A 23,771-nucleotide genomic window follows, 5' to 3' on the forward strand; every position below is an offset into this window, starting at 1 on the left:
CGGCACCACACAGCAGAAGGCCCCGGCATGCCGGGGCCTTGTAGTGCTGAAGCGACACACCCGTCTGACCATGGCGTGCCAGGCACGCCATCGTTGCAATCAGAACTGCCAGCGCAGACCGACGTTGGCGTTGATGCTGTTGGAATCCGAACGCCCGCGCTCGGCACCGACATTGCCATACAGCGAGAACGCATCGTTGAATTCGTAGCGCACGCCCACCGAGGCGCGCACGGCCTGCCGCGAGACCGGCGTGCCCGCCACGTTGAAGCGTGCTTCCGGCAGACCGGTGAACCAGGCGGTGAAGTCGGCATTCGGATTACCCAACAGCGAGCGATACGCAACCAGGCCATCGAAGCCCCACTTGCCGTGCACTAGGTGACCACGCACGCCGACTTCGCCATACCCTGCGCGCAGGGTGTCGCTACCGGCGCTCAGGCCCAACCCGGTCACCGAGGCCTCACTGAACGCGTCCTGGGTCTGGCTGACCACACCTGCCGCCACGAACGGCGACAACCCTGCGTGCGGCATCAGGCCGACTTCGGCACGCAGCGACCAGTTGGTGTCGTGGCGGCGGTCCTGCAGACGCTCGCCGATGCTGCCGGCCTGCACGTTGCGCTCGGTCTCGACACTGCTCATGCCGTACGACCCGATGCCGGACACATACGCCTGGCCGAGCGGCTGATACAGATACGCCGTCATCGCATAGCGATCCGAGCGCAGACGGCTGGCCGATGCATCGATATGGGCGCGATCCTGGCCCGAGGTCAGCGCTGCGCCCACCACCGTGCCGGTGCCGCCCACCGGCAGATCCACACCGACGGTGGTGGCCTGCTGGGTGTAGTCGGCCGAGGCAAAGCCAGTGCGGCGCATGTCGCCATCCAGATAGCTGCCCTGCATCCAGGTGGTCAGCGTGGTGGTGTCGGCCAGGTACGGCAGACGATCGGCGGCAACCCGGGCATCGTTGAGTGCGGACTGGAAGCCCAGCGTGCGCTCCACGCCATGCACCTGACCGACCAGCGTCGGCAGCGATGCAGCCACCTGCGCATCGGAAGCCGCCAGCAGCGCGCCGGTGGCGCTGATCAGGCCGCCCAGGTTTGCAGTGTCGCCGGAGGCCACGCGCGTATCCAGCACCTTTAACAGCGTATCGGCCTGGCTTGCACCGCTGACCACTGCCTGCGGTGCACCTGCCGCCTGCGCACTCGCGGCCGACGCATTCCGCGTCAACGTTGCGGTGACGGTGGTCGGGTCGTACGCAAGCGAGGCGGTCCAGAAGAAATTGTTGGCGTACTGCACGCGGTCGAAGGTGCCTTGCAGGACGCCGGCCTTGACGATCCGTTCGGTGCTGCCGACGGTGTAGCCGGCCGCTTCCGGCAACAGCAGCAGATTGCCCTTCAAGCTGGCCAGGCCGGTGACGGTGAGGCCCTTGCCCAATTCAATGGCGGTGGTGCCGGTCGCATTGACCAGGCTGTAGCCGCCGTTGATGACACCGCCGCGTGACTCGAAGGTGGCGGAGTTGGCGACCAGAAGGTCCGAGCGCAGGCTGCCGGAGAGCGACAGCACGCCATCGACAATGGTGGTGCCGCCGGTGTAGGTATTGGTCCCGCTCAGGGTGAGCTTGCCGGTGCCGTTCTTGGTCAGGCTGCCGGCACCGGAGATATCGTTGCCGAAGGTGCTGTCGTAGCCGGCACCGACGTTGGCCGACCAGTTGCTGGCGAACTGGCCCGGCCCCTTGATGGCCTTGGCCGCATTGACCAGGCCCCAGCCGTACAGCGCGTCCACGCCCGGGTCGCCCAGGTCGGTGGCGGTGGTCAGCAAGGTCTGCTGCAGGTTGGACGCGCTCATCCACGGGTACACGCCCAGCACCTGCGCGGCGACGCCGCTGACGGCTGCGGTGGAGAACGAGGTGCCGGCGACCTGGCCCTGCAACTCGGTGCCGGCCAGCGCTGGCGCAGTGAAGCTGCCCGGCGCGACCAGGCACCACTGCGCCGCTGCACCGCAGTGGTTGGAATAGCTGGTCAGGCCCGCGGCATTCCCGGAGCTATCGACATTGATCGCGCCCACGGCCAGCCAGTTGTTGCGCACACTGGCTTCCTGCACCGGCGTGGCCGCCGGGTACGAGGCTTCCGCCGCGCCTTCGTTGCCGGTGGAGGCAACGATCAGCGCATCTGCCTGCACCAGCGGGGTCAGTGCGAACCGCCACGCCGCGGCCGCATTGGCGCTGCCGGCGGCATCGGCGTACGAGGCGCCCAGCGACAGGTTGGCGATGCGCACGCCGGAGGCGGCCAGATCCACCGCCGCGCGACGCGCCTGCTGGGTACCGCAGGAATTTTCCGCACAGATACGTGCATAGAACAGGTCTGCATCCGGCGCAACACCGCCGGCAAAACCGTCCTGCGCCGAGCCCAGCACCAGCGCCGACACGATCGTGCCGTGGCCGCGCAGCGTATTGGACGACGACTCGGGCGTGCCCGGGCTGGCGGTGTAATCGTTGACGCTATCGACCTTGCCGTTGATCGGCGTGTAGCTCGGCACCAGATTGTCGTCCAGCACCGCCAGCTTCACCCCCTGACCCCGAGCGCCGGCCTGCTGCGCCAGATCGGCATTGATCGGCACCAGCAGGTTGCTACCCACGCCCTGGTAGCGGGCAGGCGCAGGGGCCGGAACCGGCGCGGTCTTGGGCAGCGGGTCGGCGGTGGTTTCCGGCGTGGTCGGCGCGGTCGGTGTCGTCGGTGTCGTCGGTGTCGTCGGAACAGCAGGTGCGGGCGTGGTCGGTGCCGGCGTCGTCGGAACAGTCGGCGCTGGCGCGATCACGGTGCTCTGTGGCGGGTCGTTACGGACGTTGCCACCGCCACCGCCGCCGCCACAGGCGGTCAGGACAAGGCAGGAGGCGATGGTTGTTGCAAGCAGCGAGCGATTCATGGGTTGGTCGATTCCGTAGGAGGCGCGCCGCTACTGCTGGATCTGAATCTGGCGCAAAGGGTTCCTGCGCCAGCGAGCGCCAGCGAAGGCATATATTTCACGGGTTATTCACTTCGAGGGTTTGCTGGTCCGTCCCCTCGGAGCAGCGCTTGCGACAAACCCGGCTGATGCACGATTGCAATCGCCGCAGCTTGCGGATTGTTTAACGGCGCTACCTGCCGCCTCTAAAATCTGAATGGACAGTTGCTATTCAGAGATGGAACCGCTCGATAGCCATTTACGATTTAATCCATAGCTAAATCGGATTAAAGGGTGCGCGAATGGCCCGATTGGAACCAAAGGTGACACCGAGCTGGACAATAAGTGGTCACGTTTCTCGAGGGGCGGCAATCCTAGATGAGACCCAAATCGCAGGTAATAGGGGAAACCGCTAGCAGATGTAGGGGGATTGCCCACCCGGCGTAGCGGATTCAAGCGCACGTTAGGGCATCTAACGGGCTCTTCTGCTAGCTGCTATGTTTGAATATCAGGGGCGTCGCATCGGTAAGCTATCCATGGCGTGGACGCCGCGCGATCTATTTATCAAGCCGCGGCCGTGAGGATCGACTGCAGTCTTGTCGCGGAGATTGTGCAAAATTCGACGTTCTTTGCGCAAAATTGCGCAATCGGTTGCATGAAAATGAATGGCTTCAATAATTTTGTTTATTTAACGCCAGTATTTAAAATATCCCTGGCAAGCCGGCGCGTCGGAAATATTCGCCAGATGAGGGGTCAAAGTATATTTTAGTGGCCGGCGAATAAATCACTATAAATACTGGCCGTGCCACTTCCACCCCGGGTCGACGGCCCAGGCTTCCTAAGCTTAGGCAGGCGCCGCCAACTTGCTGCTCCTTGAGCTATCCACCGCTGCCATTACATGCAGGGGAGGGCGAGTCACCGGCCGGGTACCCGTCGACGAACGTTGATGGTGAGACGCGCAGAAGGCGCCCTGACCCCGGCGCGTAGCAGCCCGTCGCCAGGCGAGGCGCGGCACGACCACCACGACGTCGTCATCGCTTCGCATGGGCGCTGCCCTGGAGGCTGCCCAATAAGGGATGCCGACAGCGAAGGGCCTGGCATCGCGGCGTCACCGGTAGCGTCTGCATAAACCATTCAAAGTGGGACGCTGGCGTGGTGCGGAATCGCCGCTATCCTCGGGTCGATGGGCACCAAGCAAAGCGACACCTTGATGGCGATGGACGGGACCGATCAGGGCCTGCCGTATCGTGTCGTCGCCCGCCAGCTGGAGCCTCAACGCGTGGTGCTGGACACCTTGCAGGTGTGCGGGCACACGGTACCTCTGGCCAGCGCGCCCACTTTCGGCTCGCTGCAGAGCGCGCTGGAGATCGGCACCCGACTGGCAGAGCAGTACATCGACCAGTTGATCAGGAAGCAGGCCCTTGCGCGGATGGCACCGCAGCGACGGCCGCCGCACCGCCGCGCTTCCGAATAGGCGGCTTCACCGGCTTGCGGCGCGCCGCCGACCGCATGCGGCATGATCCTGGCAATGACGGGCTCACCGGGTCTTGGCCAGCGCCGCCTTGGCGCGCGTTCCGGCGGCGGCGCCGACGCGCTGATCCAGGACCTGGGCCAGTGCGTTCAGCTGCGCCGTGCTCACGCCGATGTTCATGCTGATCTTCAGATGGGAGAGCAATTGCGCTTCCACGCCCTCCAGTGCCGCCAGCATGCTCACCGTAGCCAATTCGCGGCTGACCCAGTCCAGGTTGTCGCGCCCAAAGATGTCGCCGAACAGATGCGTCTTCAAATACGTATCGATGGTCGGCGCGAACTCGAACAGGGGGCCTGCCACCGGCGCGCCGGCCAACTGCGTCTGATTGGCAGTACCCAACGCAAGCAACGCCGGCCCGGTCGGCACCGGGCCCGGCAGGGTGCCGGGCGCATCGTCGAGGCCACGCTGGCGGCGCGCCTGGGTGACCTGCATCAATGCGGCAAGCGCATTGAGGCTGCGTGGAAAGCCGGCGTAGGCGTACACCTGCACCAGCAGTTCCTTACAGTCGTTGACGCTCAGGCCGGCATCCAGGCCCGCGTTCAAGGCGCCGTCCAGGCGATCGATATCGCCGGTGGCGGCGAATGCAGCAATGGGGACGATGGCCTGCTGCCGGGCCGTAAGGCTGTCCGAGATGGGCATGGTGGTTGACTCCGGAAACTGCTGTCGCGGGGGGAGGGGCAGGACACAGACCGCGGCCGCGATGAAGGGCGAGTCGCCACACGCGCGACCACTGCGTCGTGCCAGGCTGCCGTGGTTCTCCGCTAGATTTAGGGATAGACGCAGGCGATTCCAAGCGCCTGCCCGACCATGCATGGGTTAGACATGCGGCGGCACGTCGATGCCGCATCAGGCATGCGTGGTTGCAGCGGCACGCTGTTTGACGCTGGCCTGCTGCATCCGAATGACCACCCCATCGGTGTGGAATGCATGCACTGAGGCGAGGACGTGTGGTCGTGGCGGCCTGTGAGCAGTCGTGCATCGGCACGTTGCCATCGCAGCGTCAGGCACGCATCAGATCGACAGACCACCGATATCAGCGAATCGCATTCGATGCTAAGGCGCTTGATGGATCCTATGTGCGGAGAACCCTGCACGCACTGCGCAGCATGCCATTGTCGCGGCAAGCACAGCGTCGGTCGCGGTGTCACCGCAAATGACACTGCTGCAGACAATCGTTCGTGTGCGCTGCAGCGTCGCGCCCGACTGCATGCGGGCCCCACGCATGGGGCTGCTGTGCTTGCGTGCATCGTGTCAGTGCAGATTCGCCAATATCATCCTGGTCGTCACATGCGAGCTGGCAGCATCGTGGGCACGTTTCGCCATCGTTCCCAATGAGTCCGCCATGAATGCAACCGCTGTCCCGACCCGTGATCGGGCCATCCATCCGTTCCATGCAGCCGTTCTCGGCGGTGTGTGGCCCTTGTTCCTGGGTACGCTGCTCAGCGACTACGCCTACTGGAGCAGCTATCAGATCCAATGGAGCAACTTCGCTTCGTGGCTGTTGGTTGGCGCAATGGTGCTCACCACGCTTGCCTTGGTGGCGGCCATCGTTGGGCTGGTGCGTGGCAGCCGCAACGTGATCTATCTCATTGCACTGGTGGCAACGTGGATCGTGGGGTTCTTCGACGCCCTGCATCATGCGCGCGACGCCTGGGCCATCATGCCGGCCGCATTGGTGCTGTCGGGCATTGCCACCTTGTTCGCCCTGGTCGCTACCTGGGCCGGGCTGTCGGGTCTGCGCATGGGAGGTGCACGATGAGCCGCGCGACACGTGTTCTGGCGGTCACCGCCCTGGCTGCCGCCCTGGCTGCCTGCGGCAAGGCACCTGAGCTTGACCAACACGGCGCCACGCCGCAATTGCCTGCACCCGACCGTGGCGTGCTGCCCGACATGACGATCGCCGAGCCCACCGCCTGGGGCGAGCGCACACCCACGGTTCCGGCAGGCTATCGCATCGCCGCCATCGCCACCGATCTGGGCATCCCGCGGCAGACGCTGGTGCTGCCGAACGGCGACATCCTGGTGGCCGAAGGCCGTGGCGGCGCTGCACCCAACCTCAAGCCCAAGGACATCATTGCCGGCCCGATCAAGGCCAAGGGCACCTCCAAGGCCAAGAGCGGTAACCGCCTCACGTTGTTGCGCGATGCCGACGGCGATGGCACCTATGAATTGAAGACCGTATTCGCCGACAAACTCAACGCGCCCTACGGGCTCGCGTTGATCGGCGACGCGTTGTACGTGGCCAACCAGGATGCGCTGGTGCGATTCGAGTATCGCGAGGGCCAGACCAAGGCCAGCGGCGCGCCGAGCAAGGTGACCGACCTGCCATCGGCCATCAACCACCACTGGACCAAGGCGCTGACCGCCAGTGCCGACGGACGCTACCTGTACGTGGCCATCGGCTCCAACAGCAACATCACCGAGCGCGGCATGGTCGCCGAAGTCGACCGCGCACAGGTGTGGCAGGTGGACGCAGCAACCGGCGCACACAAGCCGTATGCCACCGGTCTGCGCAACCCAACCGCACTGGCGATCCAGCCCGGCACCGGTGCGTTGTGGGCCGTGGTCAACGAACGCGATGAAATCGGCCCGAACCTAGTGCCGGACTATCTGACATCGGTACGCGAAGGCGGCTTCTATGGGTGGCCTTACAGCTACTGGGGCAAGAACGTCGACACCCGCGTCATGCCGCAGGACCCTGAAAAGGTCGCCTCCGCCATCGAGCCGGACTACGCCCTGGGCTCGCACGTCGCGGCGCTGGGCGTTGCGTTCTCGTCGAGCGCCCTGGGCGCGAAATTCGCAGACGGCGTGTTCGTCGGCGAACACGGCAGCTGGAACCGCGACCCGCCGGTCGGCTACAAGGTGGTGTTCGTACCGTTCCGCGACGGCCGCCCGGCAGGCACGCCCATCGACTTCGTCGCCGGCTTCCATGGCGACGACGGCAAGACCCGTGGCCGCCCGGTCGGTGTCACGGTGGACCCGCGCGGCGCACTGATCGTGGCCGACGATCTGGCCAACATCATCTGGCGTATCACGCCGGAGACCGCCGCCGCTGCACCTGCCACACAGTAAGTCACCGCCTGCAAGCCTGCCCGGCTCCGCAAGTAGCCGGGCAGGACGCAAGCGCTCCACTGGACGCGCGCCCGGCAGGACGTAGTGTGTTTGCTGCTGAAGTAAACATTGCTCTTGGTAAATAGTGCCGCAACGACAAGCCCACGGTTTCGGCTGCGTGTGGCGAGATGCGTAACTCGCAGTTGCATCGGCCCATTCAAGGCGGCTGGCCGAGCACAACCGCGCTGACGGGGATAGGCATCCGCATCGCATTGACATACAGTGCCGGCCCCGCGCCGGCTTTGCCGCGTGGGCGTCGGGCACAGGACATGGCCGGGCATTGCCATTCGGCTAAAACGTGCAACAAGGCGGCAACGACGGGACGACGTGCTGCCGATCGCCAAGGGTATTGTTGTAGATGGTGTTGAGATGTTTGATGGCGATCGGCGCCGGGCTGCTGTTGATGTCACCGGCTGCTGCAGCAGAGATTGTTGGTCGGGCCACCGTCACGGATGGAGACACGATCACCGTGGCGCAACAACGCATCCGCCTGTGGGGGATCGACGCGCCGGAGAGTGCGCAGCAGTGCAGCGATCAGCTTGGGCGCCCGTGGCCGTGCGGTCGTCGATCCGCTGCCGCACTGGACAGCCATCTGACGGACAAGACCGTACGCTGTCAGCCGAAGGAGACCGATCGCTACGGTCGCACCGTTGCCGAATGCACGATGCAGGGCCAATCGGTCAACCGCTGGATGGTACGTTCAGGCTGGGCCGTGGCCTATCGCCAGTACGCCACTGCGTTCGTCGCCGACGAGCGCCTCGCCCAGCAGCAACAGCGCAATCTCTGGCAAGGCAGCTTCCAGATGCCTGCCGACTATCGGCGCAACAAACGCAACCAGGTCGCGTCCCGCGTGCGGCCATCGCCGCCCGCACCGGGCCATTGCGCCATCAAGGGCAACATTTCCGGCAAGGGCAACAAGATCTTCCACGTGCCGGGCCAGCGCGACTATGCACGCACCAGCATCTCGGCGGCAAAGGGCGAGCGGTATTTCTGCTCGCCGCAGGAAGCGATCAATGCAGGCTGGCGCCGCGCAGCACGCTGAGGGGCGGGCAGTGGGGTCTCGCGCAGCCTGTTGCAGGGTTCGCGTCCTGCAACCCGATGCCTATCGCTGATGGCGGTTGCTGGCACTGCGTCGCAGCTGCGGCATGCTGTCTGCACGGGCTCGGAAGCAGCATCCAAGCCCCCTGCGCTTGCTGCGCAGTGCCGTCATGCAATGGGTAACGCGTGCATGCCAGCGCCAGCGCGCCGCCTTGGTCTACGGCCGCGCTCGCCTCGAGGTAAACGCAGTCGCGCATGGCTTTACCTGCAACATGGATCACCTCATCCGGTTTGTTAGCATCGCGCCATCCCCGTAGAGATGCCCATCCCCATGACGTCACTGCATGTGCCGGAGCCCGCGCTTTTTCTGCCTGGCCAGGGCGAGCCCTCGCTGCGCTGGGGCGTGCTGGGCCCCGGCGTCATCGCCTCGGCATTCGTGGGCGCCATGCGTCGTCACACTGCGCAACGTCCGGTTGCGGTGGCCTCGCGCAGTGCCGAGCGTGCGCATGCGTTTGCGAACACCTGGGCAATGGACCGTGCGTACGATCGCTACGACGCCTTGGTCGAAGACCCGCATATCGATATCGTCTACGTCGCCACGCCGCATAGCGAACACCTCGAACACGGCCTGCTAGCGTTACGTGCCGGCAAGCATGTGCTGATCGAAAAGCCCATGACCACCTGCGCCGCCGATGCGCGCGTGCTGGTGGAAGAAGCGCATGCGCGCGGCCTGTTCCTGATGGAGGCCATGTGGAGCAGATATCTCCCACACACCTCGGTGATCCGCAGGCTGCTGGCCGACGGCGCGCTTGGTGACGTGCGGCATGTGTTTGCCGACCTGAGTCAGCACGGCCCCAGCGACCCCGCACACCGGCAACGCCGGCCCGAACTCGGTGGCGGCGCCTTGCTCGACCTGGGCGTCTACGCGGTGCAGTTCTCTTCCATGATCCTCGCGGCCCCCACCGCAATCACTGCGGTGGGAGCGCTCACCGAAACCGGTGTGGATGCCTTCTCGACCGTGGTGCTGTCGCATGGCGCGCATGCGCAATCCACCCTGATCAGTTCCATCGTCGGACGCAGCAGTTCGCGCGCCTATGTCGCCGGCACCGAAGGCCGTATCGACCTGGCCGGCGATTTCCATAATCCGACCACGCTGCACATTGCCGGCAACCAGGATGCCGGCGCCGCCGTGGAATGGACCGACCCGACCGGCATCAAGGGTTACCAGGGACTGTCATGGCAAGCCACCGCGGCCGCCCGATACATCGGCCAGGGTTACACCCAATCGCCGCTGCATCCCCTGGATGAAGTGGTGGAGATCATGCACACACTGGACGTGGCACGCGCACAGGTGCAGGCCGCCAGTGCGGCTGGCGCAGCAGCCCTTTGAACAGCGGCGCCATGCAGCTTGCAGCGATGGCGGCGGGCGCGGAGGTCTACTGCGCGCCCGCCGCCTTCGTTACGGCAGGTCGCACTTGATCTTGGCATCCACGTAATACGGCTTGGGGACGTCGGGGTTGGTGCTGGTCTTTTCGAACACCACTTCGAACGATGCCGGATCAACCTTGCCCTGACGCGACGTACAGGCGTCCTGCAGTTTCTTCTTGACCGCCGCAATGCCCGCATCGCGGTTGGCGCCATCGGCGCTGTTGGTCAGGTTGGCGACCTCCGCCCAGGCCTGGGCGCTCAGGCCGAGCAGGCATCCAGCAAGCAACACACTGTGCAGTTGTTTCATACGATCTCCTTTGCGATGTCCGTGATGCACTGTCCTTGGAGACGCAACGGGTGCCCCGCTGCGCGTCGTCAGCATAGGCAACGTGCGTTAACGGTCCGTCGGCGCCACCTCCGGGGACGAGCTCCCCCGACTGACGCGCGTGCTGCGGTCAGCGCATGAGCGACACCGTTGCCCATGCCAGCACGATGTAACGCGTGGTCTTGGCGACAGCCACCAGCGGCAGGAAGACGCGCAGCGGCTCACGCATGACGCCTGCGGCCAGTGTCAGCGGGTCGCCGATCACCGGCATCCAGCTCAGTAGCAGCGACCACCTGCCGTACCGGCCATACCACGCCTGTGCACGCGCCAGGGCAGCCGGTTTGACCGGAAACCAGGGTCGCTCCTGAAAGCGCACCACCTCGCGCCCGATCCACCAGTTGATGAGCGAGCCCAGGACGTTGCCCAGGCTCGCCGCCGCAACCAGCCCCACCACCGAGCCGCCATCCAGCAACAAGGCTGCCAATGCCGCTTCCGATTGCGCAGGCAGCAGGGTAGCGGCGATCAATGACAGGGCAAACAACGAGAGGTACGTCAACGATGACCTGTAGCGGATGGAGGCGGCTTGAGTGTATCGACGTCCGCCACCAGCGGCCTGGCAACGACCGCTTGCGCAATCGCCCTGGCAGCTGCGGGTGCTGACTGGAGGCAGGCGTCGCGCCGCTTTGGCGGCGATGCAGCGCATGCCGGGCCAACCGGGCGACCGGTAGGGCAGGGCACTGCGAGAATCGCCGGTTGCGCAGCGGCCAGCTGCACACGGGTGACACGCCGCGTGTAGGGCCCGGTTCGCGAGCAACGCGGCCCTCCCGAGCAGATGGTCCATGGCTGGCAGTGCCTGCGTCAGCCGGTGCACACCGCACTGCCAGGTTCTGCCTCGCTTGCATGCAGCAACGAGCCTGACCAGCCGTCACAGCAAGGCAAGCTGCCCCACCGCATTGCGCACGCTTTTCTTGGTCATGCGCACCACCGAGCGGTGGATGGTCATGCCTTCGATCAAGGCATCGATCGCGCTCGCAGCGGCCTTGGAAAAATGCAGCTCCAGCGCTGCCCGGCTACGTGCCATCCACTGCTCCATGATCGCGGTCATCTCCGGATGACGGCGCGCAAACGCATACAGCTCATAGCTGAGCAGCAGCACCCGCGGGGACGCCGTGCCGTCGGCAAAGATGATGTTCACCACCGCATCGCAGGCTTGGTCGCGGTTCCTGGCAGCGCGGACTTCGGCGGCAAAGTTGCTGGAGACCTCCTGCGAAAAGCGCGTAAAGGCGGCAATCAACAGTTCGTGCATCGAGCCGAAGTAGTAGGTGGTCGCACCCAGGGGCACCTGCGCCTGCTCGGCGACCTTGCGGAAGGTGGTGCCGGCCACGCCATGCTCCACGATCACCTGCAGCGCGGCCAGCTCGATGTGTTCTTTCCGGTTTGGATCCTGGCGCCAGGTTCTGCCGCTCATCTGCATCCACGCACGTATCGACCGCCGTGATGGTAATCCAGAGTTGACTCACCAATTGGTACGGATGTACAAATTGGCGCAATTGGCTTCCGCGCCTGACGCGGAGGCTCCCCGGATGGCATGGCGTAGCGTTACCTCGAGAGGAACAGGCATGAGCGATTGCGAACAACACCCCATCGATATCGGGCGCAGGCTGACCCTGGGTGGCCTGGCTGCCGGCAGCGTGGTCATGGCGACCGGTGCAGGCGCAGCAGCGCCCAGTCGCTGGCAGCAGGGCAGCTGGCTCAATGCGCCCAGGCAGCATCGCGTGCTGGACGACGACGTGCTCGAGGTCGTGACCGACAAGGGCACGGACTTCTGGCGTGAGACGCACTATGGCTTCACGCGCGACAGCGGGCATTTTCTCGGCTTCGTGGCGCCGGCTGCATTTACCTGCCAGCTACGCATTCGCGGCAGGTTCGATCAACTCTACGACCAGGCCGGCATCATGATCCGCGCCAACGAGCGCCAGTGGGTCAAGGCTGGCATCGAGCTCAGCGACGGCCGCGCCATGCTCAGCAGCGTGCTCACCGACGGCAGGTCGGACTGGGCCACCGGTCCTTACGAAGGAGAGCCGTCCGACTTCTGGATGCGCGCCACCGTCGAAAAGGGCGTGCTGCGTCTGCAGGCGTCCAGGGACGGCATCTACTGGCCGCTGGTTCGGCTGTGCCCGTTCCCGGTCGCCGCACGTTATCTGGCCGGCCCGATGACCTGCACACCGGAACGCGAAGGCTTGAAGGTGCAGTTCTCGGACTGGCAACTCGGCCCGGTGCTGGGCAAGGAACTGCACGATCTGTCGTGAGAGATGCCTGCCAGCGCGATTGGCACGCTCCACGACGGGCAGAGTGGGGCGGCCACGCCTGCAGCTACCGTCGAGGCGAGTCATCAGCGCGATGTCGGTCGCGCCCTCGCGAGATACATGCCAGCGGTGGGATGAGTCGTACGCGCCACCGTGGACGCGCTCGCCGCAGACTTCGCGGCCTAGCCCAGCCAGGCCGAGCAATCGGTCTTGCTGCCGCACAGGGTCCTGGCCGTCTCGTGCACCCGGGCCATCACCGCAGCGCCTTGCGCACGATGTTGCTTGCTCCAGGCTCGCAAGGATGCGCCGACAGGATCGAAATGCCTGCGGTTCTTGCGCAGATAGCCGTCGGGCTGCCTGGCCAGATCGCCGAGCACCTGGGTGGCAACCGCCTCGATGCCACGCGCATCGTCAGGGCTGAGCCGGATCATGGCACCCAGGTAGGGCATGCCGCGCTGTATCAGAGTGCCCTCGCTACCTGGAGCTTCGTACGCCTTCTTGAACCAGGACAACGCGGTCTTGCGGTCGCCGCGTTCCTCGGCCAGATGACCCAGGTAAGGCATGTAGTACGAAGGGGTCTTGCTGCGCCCCAGCTCGGCCAGCAGTACCTGTTCGGCGCCGCTGTTGTCGCCCGCGTCGACCAGCAGGTCGACGGCGGCCTCGATGGTGGACTGACGCTCCTCGGCCGTCTTTGCCGTTGCCAGCGCCCACTGAACGCGCTGATGCACGGTGTCGACCACGTCGGCGGGCAGGGGAGGCTGCGGCCCGGCCGCCTCCGATGCTGCGGGTTGTCCCTGGGCCAACCGTGCGAGGTCGACCGCTGCAGATGCGGTGCGCAAGCGGTCCACGATCGGCAGCGTGGGGTCGGCGTAGGCCTGCGCCAATGCCGCATTCCATGCCTTGGACAAGGCGGCGCGCTCGCCTGCATCGTCGGTGGCGGCGGCCACCAGCGTGGCGGCATACGCGCTCAGTACGTGCAGGTTGGCGCGTACATCCGCCGGGTCTGCGATCACGGCCTGCAGCAGTGCGTGCGTTGCCGCAGAGGCCACCGGCTTCTGCCCGCCGACCAGTACCGCCAACAACCCGAAGCGCCGTTGCAGATGCGGCTCCGGCGCTGTTTTTGCCAGCGTGGCGAGCACGCCGGGGGCGTCCTTGGCATCGACCAGCTGGTTGTCCAGCAGCCAGCCATAGTTGCTCAGCAACGCCCATTGATCCGGCTTCAGCGATGCCGGAGTCTTCAACGCTGCGTCCAGCAGTTGCTTGGTGCCGGTCGGCAACTGGGTCGCTGCGCGCAGGCTCTGGATGAGCTGGGCCGTGGTGGTATCGCCGATCACCCGGGTGATTTCGCTGCCGTCCGCACGCAGCATGATCATGGTCGGATAGCCCTTGACCCCAAAGCGCTCACCAGCGGCCTGCGCCTCCTCCAGGTCTCCATCCAGGTGCACCGCTACGAACTGTCGCGCTTGCGCAATGAATGCCGGATCCTTGAACGTGGTGGCCTTGAGGCGATTGCAAGGCGGGCACCACACCGCACCCCAGTACATCAAGAGCGGCTTGCCGGTCTTCCTGGCTTCTTCAAAGGCTTTGTCGACATTGCCTTCCTGCCACTGGATGCTGGCCGGCGCTTGCGCTCGCGCAGTTGCAGGCGGGGAGGGCGCCGCTGGCGACGCGGGTTTTTCGCATGCAGTCAGTGTCGCAAGGACAGCCGAGAGCGTCATCAGTGCCAGGGATCGCGAACGAAGGGACAGTGCCATGCAACGCCTTTGCCTGAAGGAGACGGTTGCACGCGTCATCATGCAGCCCGGAACGCTGCGCCGCGTGCACCGGCACTGTCACTTCCTTCGATTTCTTGAAGACCCGGCAATGCGAACGGCTGTCACGCCGGGCGCAATCCAGGCCGATAACGCAATTGTCGTGGCAGATTGATTCAGACTGCCTGGCGCCTGGGGACGGCGAAACATGGCGGCTGGCCAACCGGAATCCGGACTGCTCATACGATTCGAGGTAGGCGCGTTCCAGCGCCCGCATAGACATGCCGAGATGAGTCCACTCTGGGAGGGTGGGCCGACCTTCCGGGAACTGCTTTGACGTGCCGGCATCAGGCACTGCGTTGACGGAGGGATGATTTTGCGCGTCGGATGGGTGATTCATCGGATGGGTGATTCATCAGTAGCCCCAGGGTCAGGGCAGCGACAAGGATCGTTCGACGGGCTTGGATGTTGCGGTCTTCGGTACTTGGGACATCTTGCATCTGATATGAATTCAATGGCCGCCGCCCGGTGGGCGGCCATTGCTTAGTCGCGTCGCACCACCAGTACACACAGCCTACAAGCGCAACAGCTGCCGGTTGGGGCGCCGTGTGACCACATCTTTCACTTCGCATAATGTATATTATGTAAAAGCGGTTACTTTCACTCCACGTGCCGCAATGTGCGACGGCTACCAAACAATGAGGCCAAGCCGCTCACTGCCGCAGCAGGAGGAGCACGCATTACGCTGCTTTATCAGGCTCTCGCTGCAGGCGCCGAAGCTCTGGTGCTGATACCGCGATTTGCTGTGAAGTGCATCCTGCAGCTCGTCCCGCCCATGGGCGACACACGCAGTCTGGTGGTTGTCTCAAACCCTTGCGTACGACAACCCCGTGAGAACCATCAGATGACCCACGTAGTAGAAATAAAAGGCCCTGCCTGTGCGTGGCACGGGAATGCGCAGGCGCGCAAGCGTCAGCAACGGTATCGCCAGCAATGCCCAGAAATTACCGTTGATGAAGAAAAGCGAGAACACCGGCAGCGCCAGCAACAAGAGCGCTGACACGGCTTTCGGCAATCGCCAATGCCATGGATTGCGCCAGTACACCCAGCCGCCCAGCACCACTGCCAGGCCGCTCCATTGGTAATCGACCGCCGCCGGCGCCAGCACGGCGCACACCGTCAGAAAGACCCATCGACGGCGCTCGATGCTGAGAATGCAGACGGCAGACAATGCAAAGGACAGCAGCACATTGAGCGTAAACACCGTCTGCGTCGCGATCGCGTTCACTGGCGCGGCGACCAGGCCCCACACGAACAAGCGCTTGACCGACTTTTCAACGTCGGCATCGGGCTGCGCGAGGTTGTAGGCCAGAACCAACGCAAACAGCGGGAACGCGACGCGCCCCAACTCGGTCACGACCGGCACGTAACCGAAGCCCAGGATCTTGAGCGCGTGGTCGCCGGTCATGAAGACGGCGGCCAGCCATTTCAAGAATTCACGGCCGCCGCTGGTCATTGCGGCGGTTCGCCGCGCCGGTTCGGCTGCGTGCGCGAGCGTGCCAGCGGGGAACGTCGCCGCCCTGCCCCATCGGCAGCTGTTCGACGGAACGGGAGACGGCCCACGATCATTCGCCACTCCGCCGCAGCGTACCCTTGTCCTCCTGCAGCTCCCGCTTGAACGGCACATCCGGTGGCGGCCTTGCAGTGGCTGGTTGGTCGTTGAGGTTCGGGTCGCTCAGGCCGCAGCCGCCGCCGAATTGCAGCAGCGACACCACGCAGCTGATCTTGGTAGTGGTGCCCGGGATCGGAATCTCGATCTTTTTCAGCCCGCGGCGCACCCACTCCTGCAGCAGCGTCTGGTTGGGCATCCAGTACTTGTCCAGCGAGGTCGGCGTATAGCCGTACGGCGGCCGTTTGAGCCAGGTGCCGCCCTGGGCGATCTGGTCGCGGGTCCAGGTGTCGGTGTCGCTGCCGGGCGGCCCGCGATCGCCAGCGCCGCTGCCGGCATCGCCGGTCCCGGCCACGCGGACGCTGCCGTCGCTATTGAACATGCCATCGCGCCGACCATTGCCGCCGGTGGTTTCGCCGCGGCGGGTGCGGTCGGATTTGCTCCAGTCGTCGGCATTGGCGGCCACATCCCATCCGCCGCTGCGGTCGGCAGGCTTCGGGCCGGCGTTGCTGTCGGCTGCCGGCTTAGCTGCTGACGATGCTGCCGCGCTGCTGGAACGCTCGGGCTGAGAGGGATTGGCCTGCGTCTGCGTTGTCGCTTGCACCGATTCCGCGGCGGCTGGCTGCCTCGGTGAAGCATCCGCAGGCGCCGCTTGCGCCGCAGGTGCCGCCGCCACAGGCGTCGGCGCCGGATCGGGCACGCTCGGCAACTCTGCGGTGCGCACCGCAACATCCGGCATGCGCACCGCCGGTGCTATCTCGCGCACGCGTGCGGCCGGCGCCGGCACGTGTGGGCGCTCGGGTATGACGACGGCGCGCTCGCGCACCGTTGGCGCATCGGCAGTGCGCACCGCCACTTCGGTAGCAGGACGTTTCAGTTCGCGAACCTGCGGGCGCTCGGTCACTGTCTGGATGTCGCGTTGACGGACCTCGACCTGCGGCGCCGCGCGTTCGATGGCACGCGGCGTCAGCGTGATCGTTGGTGGCGGTGGCACGACAAAATCGTTGGTGGCCACCGGCGTTTCGGTCACTTGCAGCGGGGATTCGATCGTCACCGGCGGCACCTGCACGGTCACTTGCGGAACATCCGCGGTCACCGGTTCGCTGACCGCATCCGCAGGCTCCGGCGCCTCGTTTCGCATCTGTGCCGTACTGGAGCTTTCGACCGGATCGGCAGCCGGCTGCGCCTGCGTCGGCGATGGAGTTGGTTCGCCCGCTGCCACCGATGCATCTGCTTGCGCTGAAGCAGACGCCGTAGTCGGTGCCGCAGGCCCAGGTTGCCCCGCACCACCGCCCTGCTCCACCGCGCCATCGCCAATGAAGGTCATGCGTACCCGCGATTCATCGCCAGGCTTGGTGTCATCCGGCGCCCAGCGCACGGTGACCACCCAGACGAGCAGCGCAATGAAACCGAGGTGGATCAGAAAACTGCCGAGCAACGCCAACCAGTGCTGCCGACGCTGATCCTTCGGACGCGGGTCCCAGTGCTGCCACCACAGACTGCGAAATGCCTGGAATGGCGACAGGATGGCTGCACCGCCCACCTCGCGCTGCGACGGCTGTGCCCGTGCCAGCAGCACATCCGTCAGCTGGTCATCGTTGAACGGCGCAGCGGCGTGTGCGCGGCTGCCCATCCAGATACCCCAGCCATACGGCAGGCCGGTACGCCGATCCAGAATGAGCTTGCCCGGCATGCGCGCGCGCAGTGCCTGCAGCAGATCGGCAGCCGTTGTCACCGGTGGCGCGGAATCAGGCCGCGCTGTCGCGCGGGATATACGGCGCGTCGCCGGTGGCGTGATCGGTGGCATCGCGCACCGCGATCACGCCGGGTACGCGTCCCATCAGCGTCTTCTCGATACCCTGTTTGAGGGTGACATCGGCCATGCCGCAGCCGTGACAGCCGCCGCCGAAACGCAGCAGCACCACGCCATCGGCCGAGACTTCCTGCACCGCCACGCGTCCACCATGCGATGCCAGCTGCGGGTTGATCTCGTTCTCCACCACCCAGCGCACGCGCTCCACCATCGAGGCCGACTCCGCCGGTGCCTCGCCCTTGATCTTGGGCGCCTTGATGGTGAGCTGCTGATTGCCGGTGGACTGGGTGACGTAGTCGATCTCGGCGCCATCCACCCAGGGCACGCTGGCGGCGACGATATATAAGGTGAAGCCGTCGCAGTCGATCGCCCATTCGTCGCCGCTCAGGTCCGCCGGTTCGGCGAACTCGAGCCGGGCGTCGGCGCGCGGGGTGCCCGCATCCACTGCGCTCAGGCGCACGCCCATGCCGGGCACGCCCTCGCGTTCGATGAGCTTGCGGAAATAGGTCTGGGCTTTGTCGGATATCTGGATCATGCGGGTTATTCTACCGCTCAATGCGCCCTCGCTCATGGAACACCGTGATCCTGGCGGGTGCGCCGTCCGCCACCCCTGCGAGACCGTCATGACCGATCTGATTCCCCTGGAGCAGGCCCATTGCCTTCCGCGCAAGGGCAGCGACCACAAGCTTGGCGAAGCACGCCTGGCCGAGCTGTTGCCGCAGGTTCCCGGCTGGGAGCTGAGCGAAGCCGGCACGGCCATCACGCGCACGTTCCGCTTCGCCGACTATTACCGCACCCTGGCCTTCGTCAACGCGCTGGCCTGGATTGCGCATCGCGAAGACCATCACCCCGACCTGGGCGTGCACTACGACCGGGTCGTGGTGCGCTATTCCACCCACGACGTGGGCGGTCTGAGTGAAAACGACTTCATCTGCGCGGCCAAGACCGCACAACTCTACGATCAGGGAGTCACTGCATGACCATGTTTCGCGCTGCGCTCGCCGGCCTGTGCCTGACGGCCGGCCTCAGCGGCTGCGGCAAAGCTCCGCAACAGGCCACCACCCCGACCGTGGCCCCCACCGAGCTTGCCGCCGTAAAGACGCCGCCTCCCGAGTACGCGCCCGAGCTGGCCTGTGCCGGCGTCGGCGGCACCACCGTGCTCCGGGTGGTCGTCGGGACCGAAGGCACGCCGACCGATGTGTCGGTGACGCAGGGCAGCGGCCAGCCGGTGCTGGACGAGGCCGCCCAGAAGCGCGTGCGCGAGTGGAAGTTCAAGGCCGCCACCCGCAACGGGCAGCCGGTGCCACAGACCATCCAGGTGCCGGTCGCGTTCAAGCCGCCGGTGCCGCGCCCGGACGAGTGCTTCGCCATCGAAGAGCGCGCACGCCGCGGCAGCTGAACCCCGCAGCCCGCCCTGCCGCAGGGGCTGATCGGCGGCGGGCACAGGCGCTCGCTGCCGCCTATACATGAGGCAGCGCGCCCATGGCCTTGCCCAGCTTTCATGTCCCGCACGGTCGCCTTCGACAGCACGCGTTCGTCATCCGTGGATGGCCATCCTGCTGCCGCCAGCGACCGCGCACGTGACGTGCCTGCCGCAGGAGCGCTTTCCATTCCACGAGGTCGTCGCATCACATGCTTGAGGTGTCATCACAGAACGTCTGGACCGCGCTGGCGGTTACGTTGGCCGCAGGACTGGCCACGGGTCTTGGCAGCCTCATGGTGGTGTTCGCCAAAAAGCCCAATCCGCGGCTGCTCGCGTTCGGGCTGGCCTTCGCCGGCGGTGCGATGGTGTATGTGTCGCTGTCGGAAATCCTCAACAAGTCGATCGCGGCATTTTCCAGCGCCTACAACGACAAGATGGGTTTCACCTTCGGCACGTTGACCTTCCTGGGCGGCATGCTGTTGATCATGGCGATCGACCGACTGGTGCCCAACCCGCACCAGAGCCTGTCCACGGACGACCCGCAGTTCCGCGACGACAACCGTGCCTATATCCGGCGCGTTGGCCTGATGACTGCCATTGCGATCACGGCGCATAACTTCCCCGAAGGTCTGGCGACGTTTTTCGCCACCCTGGAAAGCCCGGTAGTGGGCATGCCGCTGGCGTTCGCCATCGCCATCCACAACATCCCAGAAGGCATCGCGATCGCGGTGCCGGTGTACTTCGCCACACGCAACAAGTTCTATGCCTTCGGCGCCAGCCTGCTGAGCGGACTGGCCGAACCCATCGGTGCGGGTATCGGCTATCTGGCCTTGTCCAATGTGCTGTCCGACGCCGTGTTCGGTGCGGTGTTCGGGCTGATCTCCGGGGTCATGGTATTTCTTGCCCTTGACGAGCTGCTGCCGGCCGCCAAGCGCTATGCGCAGGGCCACGAGACCGTCTACGGCCTGGTCTCGGGCATGGGCACGCTGGCAATCAGCCTGGTGTTGTTCCGCTTCGCCACACCTTGAGCGCGGAGTAGGCGATCGAGCACTGCCACGCCGCCGGGTGCCTTGGGCAAGGATCGAAACGTGGCGTGCGCAGCGCACAGGAAGACGGTCCACCCGCGCTGACGGCCGGCCACTTCGGCAAGCCGCATGGCGGCTGAACATGGGCGCGCAGCCTGGCAATCGCCCGCACGTCAGCCAGCTTCCAGACATTGAATGCGGCGCATGGTACGCGCGTCATCCACGCGCGCACAGCGAGGTGCCGTATGCAACGCACATGGGCACGGGGGCGCCTTGCCTGGGCGTTGGCGCTCGCATCGAGCGGTGTCCTGGCGCTCGGCGGCTGCCAACGCAGCGCACCGTCGCCGACACCCACAGCGACGCCAACCGACTCGGCCACCGTCACGCCGACGGCGCCGGCCTACACCGCGCCCACCGCCGACCAGCTGTATCGACTGGTGGCACCGATCGCCCTGTTTCCCGACAAGCTGCTGGCCCAGACGCTGGCGGCATCAGTTTATCCAGACCAGGTGCTCACTGCGCAGGACTGGTTGCACAGCAACCGCGCCCTGACAGCCGCCGACCGCGCGCAAGCCACCGTCGCGCAGCCCTGGGACCCCAGCGTCAAGGCCTTGACCGCCTTCCCCGATGTCGTGGACCAGTTGGTAGGCAATCTCGACTGGACCCGCGCACTGGGCGAGGCTTATGCACATGACCCGAACGACGTGCTCGACGCAGTGCAGATCATGCGCCAGCGGGCGCAAGCGAGCGGCCACCTGCGCAGCACGCCACAGCAGCAGGTCCAGGTCGCCCGGCACGTCGTGGTAACGCCGGTCCTGGACGGAGAACGCGTCCCACCGCCCTCGCCGGTGATCACCATCGAGCCTGCGCAACCGCAGGTGGTGTATGTGCCGCGCTATGACCCGGACGTGGTGTACGGAGCGCCGGTGAATGTGTACCGCGAGTACCGCTACCGCCCGGTGCGTTGGTATGACCAGGGCGATGTGGCGACCGTTGGCGCGGTGTCGTTTGGCGTCGGTGTGCTGGTCGGCAGCGCATTGGAGCACCACCACGGCTGGTTCGGCTGGGCCACGCCGGCGCCGGCGTGGCATCACTGGGGCTGGAACAGCTGGGGCGTGGACTGGAACGCGCCACCAGCCGCACCGCATTACGTGGTCTACCAGAAGCGCGTCTACGCGCCCCGTACCACCATCATCAACAACCACACCACCGTCGTGGAGGCGCGGTCCTCTGTGCAGCAGGACCAGCGTCAGTGGTCGAACACGACCTACACGCCTGTGCCAGGACCGGAGGTTGCGAAATCAGGCTCGCCCGCGGCGCGCACGGCCATGCCGACTGTAGCGGCTGCACCATCACTCGGTACGTTGCCGCGACCGACCGCGCCGGCGCCCTCGCCCGCCGACCTGCACCATGCGCCCGACGTCGCGCACCTGTCCGCACCGCACTTCACTGCGCAGATGCTGCAGGCAGGACGCCCGGTGGCCGCGAGAGCTCCGCAGCCCGTGCCTGTGAGCCTACCGTCGCCAGCGCGCCCAGCGAACCCGCCGCACCCGATGCCCACTGCCGAATCTCCGGCAATGCGGACGGGCGAATCGCCGATCGCGCTGGCGCGCATGCCACCACTGCCGGCACATCAGGCGCTGCCTGCGGGTACTACCCGCCCTGCCAGTGAGCCGGCTCGTGAAACGGCTCGTGAAACGGCTCGTCCCACCCTGTCGCCGCGCGAGGCATTTACCGCCCGGAACATGCACGACATCCCGCCGCGCACGCTGGCATCGCTGCAGCCCCGGCCGCCTCAGTTGCGGGAACAACCCCGCGTGGCGCCTCGCCAGCAAGCCGCGCTCGTGGTGCCACCACGGGCGGAACATCAACTGCCGGTGCAACTGCCGCGTCCGGAGCCACGCCCGCTGATGCAGGTTCAGGCGCAGCAGCGTCCGCAGCGCGTCGCCACGTTCGCCACACCCCGCGCCGCCCCAAATCGTGCGCCGGCACCTCGGCCGTCCCAATCGCATGCACAGGCGCCGCCGCATCACGAGCGTCGTCACGACAGCTGAGGCGGCTGTCTCGTCATCGCATAGCCGTCATACACGTCGAGGGAAGGAGCCGAAGCTGGCGTCCCATGTGTCGCCTTCTTTCGCTACGCGACAGGCCCTGGCTGACTCCGGTCAGCCAGGGCTGCAGTGATCCGCTGGCGTAGCACCCCCTGCGTCAGCGGCCCAGGCGGTCCAGTGCCTCGGCCAACTCCGGCGCCAGCGGCGCGCTCAGCACATACGGGGTCTTGCCGGAATCCAGCGCGAACTCCAGCGACGCCGCGTGCAGGAACAGCCGCTTCAGGCCCAACTGGTCACGCAGCCGCTTGTTGACCTCGGCCTCGCCGTACTTGTCGTCGCCGGCCACCGGGTGCCCCAGGTGCTGGGCATGCACACGGATCTGGTGGGTACGGCCGGTCTCGATGCGCACTTCGCAATACGAGTGCCCGCCGCGCCGTTCCAACAACTTGAAATGGCTCAGCGACGGCTTGCCGATCGCATTCACCTGCACATGCCGCTCGCCGCCCTGGCGCAGGCCGATATGCAGCGGCGCATCCACCGTCATCACGCCGTCGGGCATGCGCCCGACCAGCAAGGTGAGGTAGCGCTTGGTAATGCCGCGGCCCTCGACGCGGTCGTCCTCGCGCATCAAGGCCTGCAGCTCGGTCAGCGCCGAGCGCTTCTTGGCCACGATCAATAGGCCGGATGTATCGCGATCGAGCCGGTGTACCAGTTCCAGGGTCTGATTCGGCCGCAACGCCCGCAGGGTTTCGATGGCACCGAAGCTGATCCCGCTGCCGCCATGGCTGGCAACCCCGGACGGCTTGTTGAGCGCCAGCAGCCGCGCATCCTCGAATACGATCGCCGCTTCCAGCCGGGCCAGGAACGACGACGGTGGCGCGGCCTTGTCGCCCTCCTCGTTCACCCGCACCGGCGGGATGCGCACTTCTTCGCCGCCCTCGAGCTTGCGCTCGGCCTTGGCCCGCCCGCCGTTCACCCGCACCTGGCCACTGCGGACCAGCTTGTAGATCAGGCTGCGCGGCGCGCCCTTGAGCTGGCCGAGCAGGAAATTGTCCAGCCGCTGCCCTGCACGGTCTTCCGGAACTTTGAGAATGCGCACGCCCACACGGTCGGCAGGCGGCTTGGGAGGCTGGGGGTCGGTCATCCGGCTCTTTATTCTGTTACACTCGGCGAGCGAGATAAGGGTTTGATTTCGTTGGAAGTTGATTGGCCAGAAGCCTGACTTCCGATGATTCCGGCACAGTGCGCGACCACCGCCCCAGGGGCGGCCATGTTAGCGGCTCACCGGCCTACCCGGCCATCGCCGGCGGTCTTTGACCGTTGCGCTGAACATGTCCCGTGCGCTGTCCCGGTTCGTCCGGAC

Annotated in this window: 21 protein-coding genes; 11 read left to right on the top strand and 10 right to left on the bottom strand. The window is 65.8% G+C overall.

Annotated features, from left to right (window positions below):
- Positions 1-99: 99 nt before the first annotated feature.
- Complete coding sequence (locus tag ACCQ10_RS10705) at positions 100-2,919, bottom strand: S8 family serine peptidase (RefSeq protein ID WP_372360613.1); 2,820 nt, start codon at positions 2,917-2,919, stop codon at positions 100-102.
- Between the two features lie 1,201 nt (positions 2,920-4,120).
- On the opposite strand from ACCQ10_RS10705, the gene ACCQ10_RS10710 reads away from it, so the two are divergent.
- A complete protein-coding gene (locus tag ACCQ10_RS10710; protein ID WP_052210042.1) occupies positions 4,121-4,411 on the top strand; it encodes a hypothetical protein in 291 nt (96 codons plus the stop codon).
- Between the two features lie 63 nt (positions 4,412-4,474).
- Here the strand turns inward: ACCQ10_RS10710 and ACCQ10_RS10715 are convergent, their stop codons facing one another.
- Positions 4,475-5,107 carry a carboxymuconolactone decarboxylase family protein gene (locus ACCQ10_RS10715; protein ID WP_372360614.1) on the bottom strand — a complete coding sequence of 211 codons (633 nt, stop codon included), beginning with the start codon at positions 5,105-5,107 and terminating at the stop codon, positions 4,475-4,477.
- A 703-nt stretch (positions 5,108-5,810) separates the two neighbouring features.
- Here ACCQ10_RS10715 and ACCQ10_RS10720 point away from each other — a divergent pair.
- The 4 genes from ACCQ10_RS10720 (at position 5,811) to ACCQ10_RS10735 (ending at position 10,007) form a co-directional block, all read left to right on the top strand.
- Positions 5,811-6,227 (top strand): hypothetical protein, encoded by a 417-nt coding sequence (locus ACCQ10_RS10720; protein ID WP_166748598.1) that lies wholly within the window; start codon positions 5,811-5,813, stop codon positions 6,225-6,227.
- Positions 6,224-7,540 (top strand): PQQ-dependent sugar dehydrogenase, encoded by a 1,317-nt coding sequence (locus ACCQ10_RS10725; protein ID WP_372360615.1) that lies wholly within the window; start codon positions 6,224-6,226, stop codon positions 7,538-7,540. Before ACCQ10_RS10720 ends, ACCQ10_RS10725 begins: the two co-directional genes overlap by 4 nt.
- 397 nt (positions 7,541-7,937) lie before the next feature.
- The gene (locus tag ACCQ10_RS10730; RefSeq protein ID WP_355603195.1) at positions 7,938-8,621 is read left to right on the top strand and encodes a thermonuclease family protein; all 684 of its coding nucleotides are present in this window, start codon (positions 7,938-7,940) and stop codon (positions 8,619-8,621) included.
- Between the two features lie 327 nt (positions 8,622-8,948).
- Positions 8,949-10,007 carry a Gfo/Idh/MocA family protein gene (locus ACCQ10_RS10735; protein ID WP_372360617.1) on the top strand — a complete coding sequence of 353 codons (1,059 nt, stop codon included), beginning with the start codon at positions 8,949-8,951 and terminating at the stop codon, positions 10,005-10,007.
- Positions 10,008-10,076: 69 nt separating this feature from the next.
- Here ACCQ10_RS10735 and ACCQ10_RS10740 read toward each other — a convergent pair whose 3' ends face one another.
- The 3 genes from ACCQ10_RS10740 to ACCQ10_RS10750 form a co-directional block, all read right to left on the bottom strand.
- The gene (locus tag ACCQ10_RS10740; protein WP_372360618.1) at positions 10,077-10,352 is read right to left on the bottom strand and encodes a hypothetical protein; all 276 of its coding nucleotides are present in this window, start codon (positions 10,350-10,352) and stop codon (positions 10,077-10,079) included.
- A gap of 148 nt (positions 10,353-10,500) precedes the next feature.
- Positions 10,501-10,926, bottom strand: coding sequence for a YqaA family protein (locus ACCQ10_RS10745; RefSeq protein WP_039414550.1), 426 nt, complete (start codon positions 10,924-10,926; stop codon positions 10,501-10,503).
- Between the two features lie 369 nt (positions 10,927-11,295).
- Positions 11,296-11,838: a TetR/AcrR family transcriptional regulator gene (locus ACCQ10_RS10750; protein WP_372360619.1), complete on the bottom strand. Its 543-nt coding sequence runs from the start codon at positions 11,836-11,838 to the stop codon at positions 11,296-11,298.
- A 229-nt stretch (positions 11,839-12,067) separates the two neighbouring features.
- Between ACCQ10_RS10750 and ACCQ10_RS10755 the strand changes: the two genes are divergently transcribed.
- Positions 12,068-12,679 carry a DUF1349 domain-containing protein gene (locus ACCQ10_RS10755; protein WP_372363102.1) on the top strand — a complete coding sequence of 204 codons (612 nt, stop codon included), beginning with the start codon at positions 12,068-12,070 and terminating at the stop codon, positions 12,677-12,679.
- A 179-nt stretch (positions 12,680-12,858) separates the two neighbouring features.
- On the opposite strand, the gene ACCQ10_RS10760 is transcribed toward ACCQ10_RS10755, so the two are convergent.
- Positions 12,859-14,430, bottom strand: a complete 1,572-nt coding sequence (locus tag ACCQ10_RS10760; protein ID WP_372360620.1) for a thioredoxin family protein — start codon at positions 14,428-14,430, stop codon at positions 12,859-12,861.
- Here ACCQ10_RS10760 and ACCQ10_RS10765 point away from each other — a divergent pair.
- Positions 14,429-14,602, top strand: a complete 174-nt coding sequence (locus ACCQ10_RS10765) for a hypothetical protein (protein WP_372360621.1) — start codon at positions 14,429-14,431, stop codon at positions 14,600-14,602. The genes ACCQ10_RS10760 and ACCQ10_RS10765 overlap by 2 nt on opposite strands.
- 690 nt (positions 14,603-15,292) lie before the next feature.
- Here the strand turns inward: ACCQ10_RS10765 and ACCQ10_RS10770 are convergent.
- The 3 genes from ACCQ10_RS10770 to ACCQ10_RS10780 form a co-directional block, all read right to left on the bottom strand.
- On the bottom strand, positions 15,293-15,943 hold the full coding sequence (locus tag ACCQ10_RS10770; protein ID WP_372360622.1) for a TraX family protein: 651 nt from the start codon (positions 15,941-15,943) through the stop codon (positions 15,293-15,295).
- A 109-nt stretch (positions 15,944-16,052) separates the two neighbouring features.
- Positions 16,053-17,831 carry a transmembrane repetitive protein gene (locus ACCQ10_RS10775; protein ID WP_372363103.1) on the bottom strand — a complete coding sequence of 593 codons (1,779 nt, stop codon included), beginning with the start codon at positions 17,829-17,831 and terminating at the stop codon, positions 16,053-16,055.
- Positions 17,832-17,844: 13 nt separating this feature from the next.
- The gene (locus tag ACCQ10_RS10780; protein WP_372363104.1) at positions 17,845-18,444 is read right to left on the bottom strand and encodes an NfuA family Fe-S biogenesis protein; all 600 of its coding nucleotides are present in this window, start codon (positions 18,442-18,444) and stop codon (positions 17,845-17,847) included.
- A gap of 88 nt (positions 18,445-18,532) precedes the next feature.
- Between ACCQ10_RS10780 and ACCQ10_RS10785 the strand changes: the two genes are divergently transcribed.
- From ACCQ10_RS10785 to ACCQ10_RS10800, 4 genes are all read left to right on the top strand, one after another.
- Positions 18,533-18,889 (top strand): 4a-hydroxytetrahydrobiopterin dehydratase, encoded by a 357-nt coding sequence (locus ACCQ10_RS10785; protein ID WP_039409115.1) that lies wholly within the window; start codon positions 18,533-18,535, stop codon positions 18,887-18,889.
- Complete coding sequence (locus tag ACCQ10_RS10790; RefSeq protein WP_166751046.1) at positions 18,886-19,308, top strand: energy transducer TonB; 423 nt, start codon at positions 18,886-18,888, stop codon at positions 19,306-19,308. Before ACCQ10_RS10785 ends, ACCQ10_RS10790 begins: the two co-directional genes overlap by 4 nt.
- A gap of 233 nt (positions 19,309-19,541) precedes the next feature.
- Complete coding sequence (gene zupT / locus ACCQ10_RS10795) at positions 19,542-20,360, top strand: zinc transporter ZupT (protein WP_184440477.1); 819 nt, start codon at positions 19,542-19,544, stop codon at positions 20,358-20,360.
- A 242-nt stretch (positions 20,361-20,602) separates the two neighbouring features.
- Positions 20,603-22,411: a DUF3300 domain-containing protein gene (locus ACCQ10_RS10800; protein ID WP_372360623.1), complete on the top strand. Its 1,809-nt coding sequence runs from the start codon at positions 20,603-20,605 to the stop codon at positions 22,409-22,411.
- Positions 22,412-22,565: 154 nt separating this feature from the next.
- Here ACCQ10_RS10800 and ACCQ10_RS10805 read toward each other — a convergent pair whose 3' ends face one another.
- Positions 22,566-23,552 (bottom strand): RluA family pseudouridine synthase, encoded by a 987-nt coding sequence (locus ACCQ10_RS10805; protein ID WP_104580679.1) that lies wholly within the window; start codon positions 23,550-23,552, stop codon positions 22,566-22,568.
- Between the last annotated feature and the right edge of the window lie 219 nt (positions 23,553-23,771).

It is taken from the genome of Xanthomonas sp. NCPPB 1325 (assembly GCF_041477645.2).
Classification (GTDB): Bacteria; Pseudomonadota; Gammaproteobacteria; order Xanthomonadales; family Xanthomonadaceae; genus Xanthomonas; species Xanthomonas cannabis.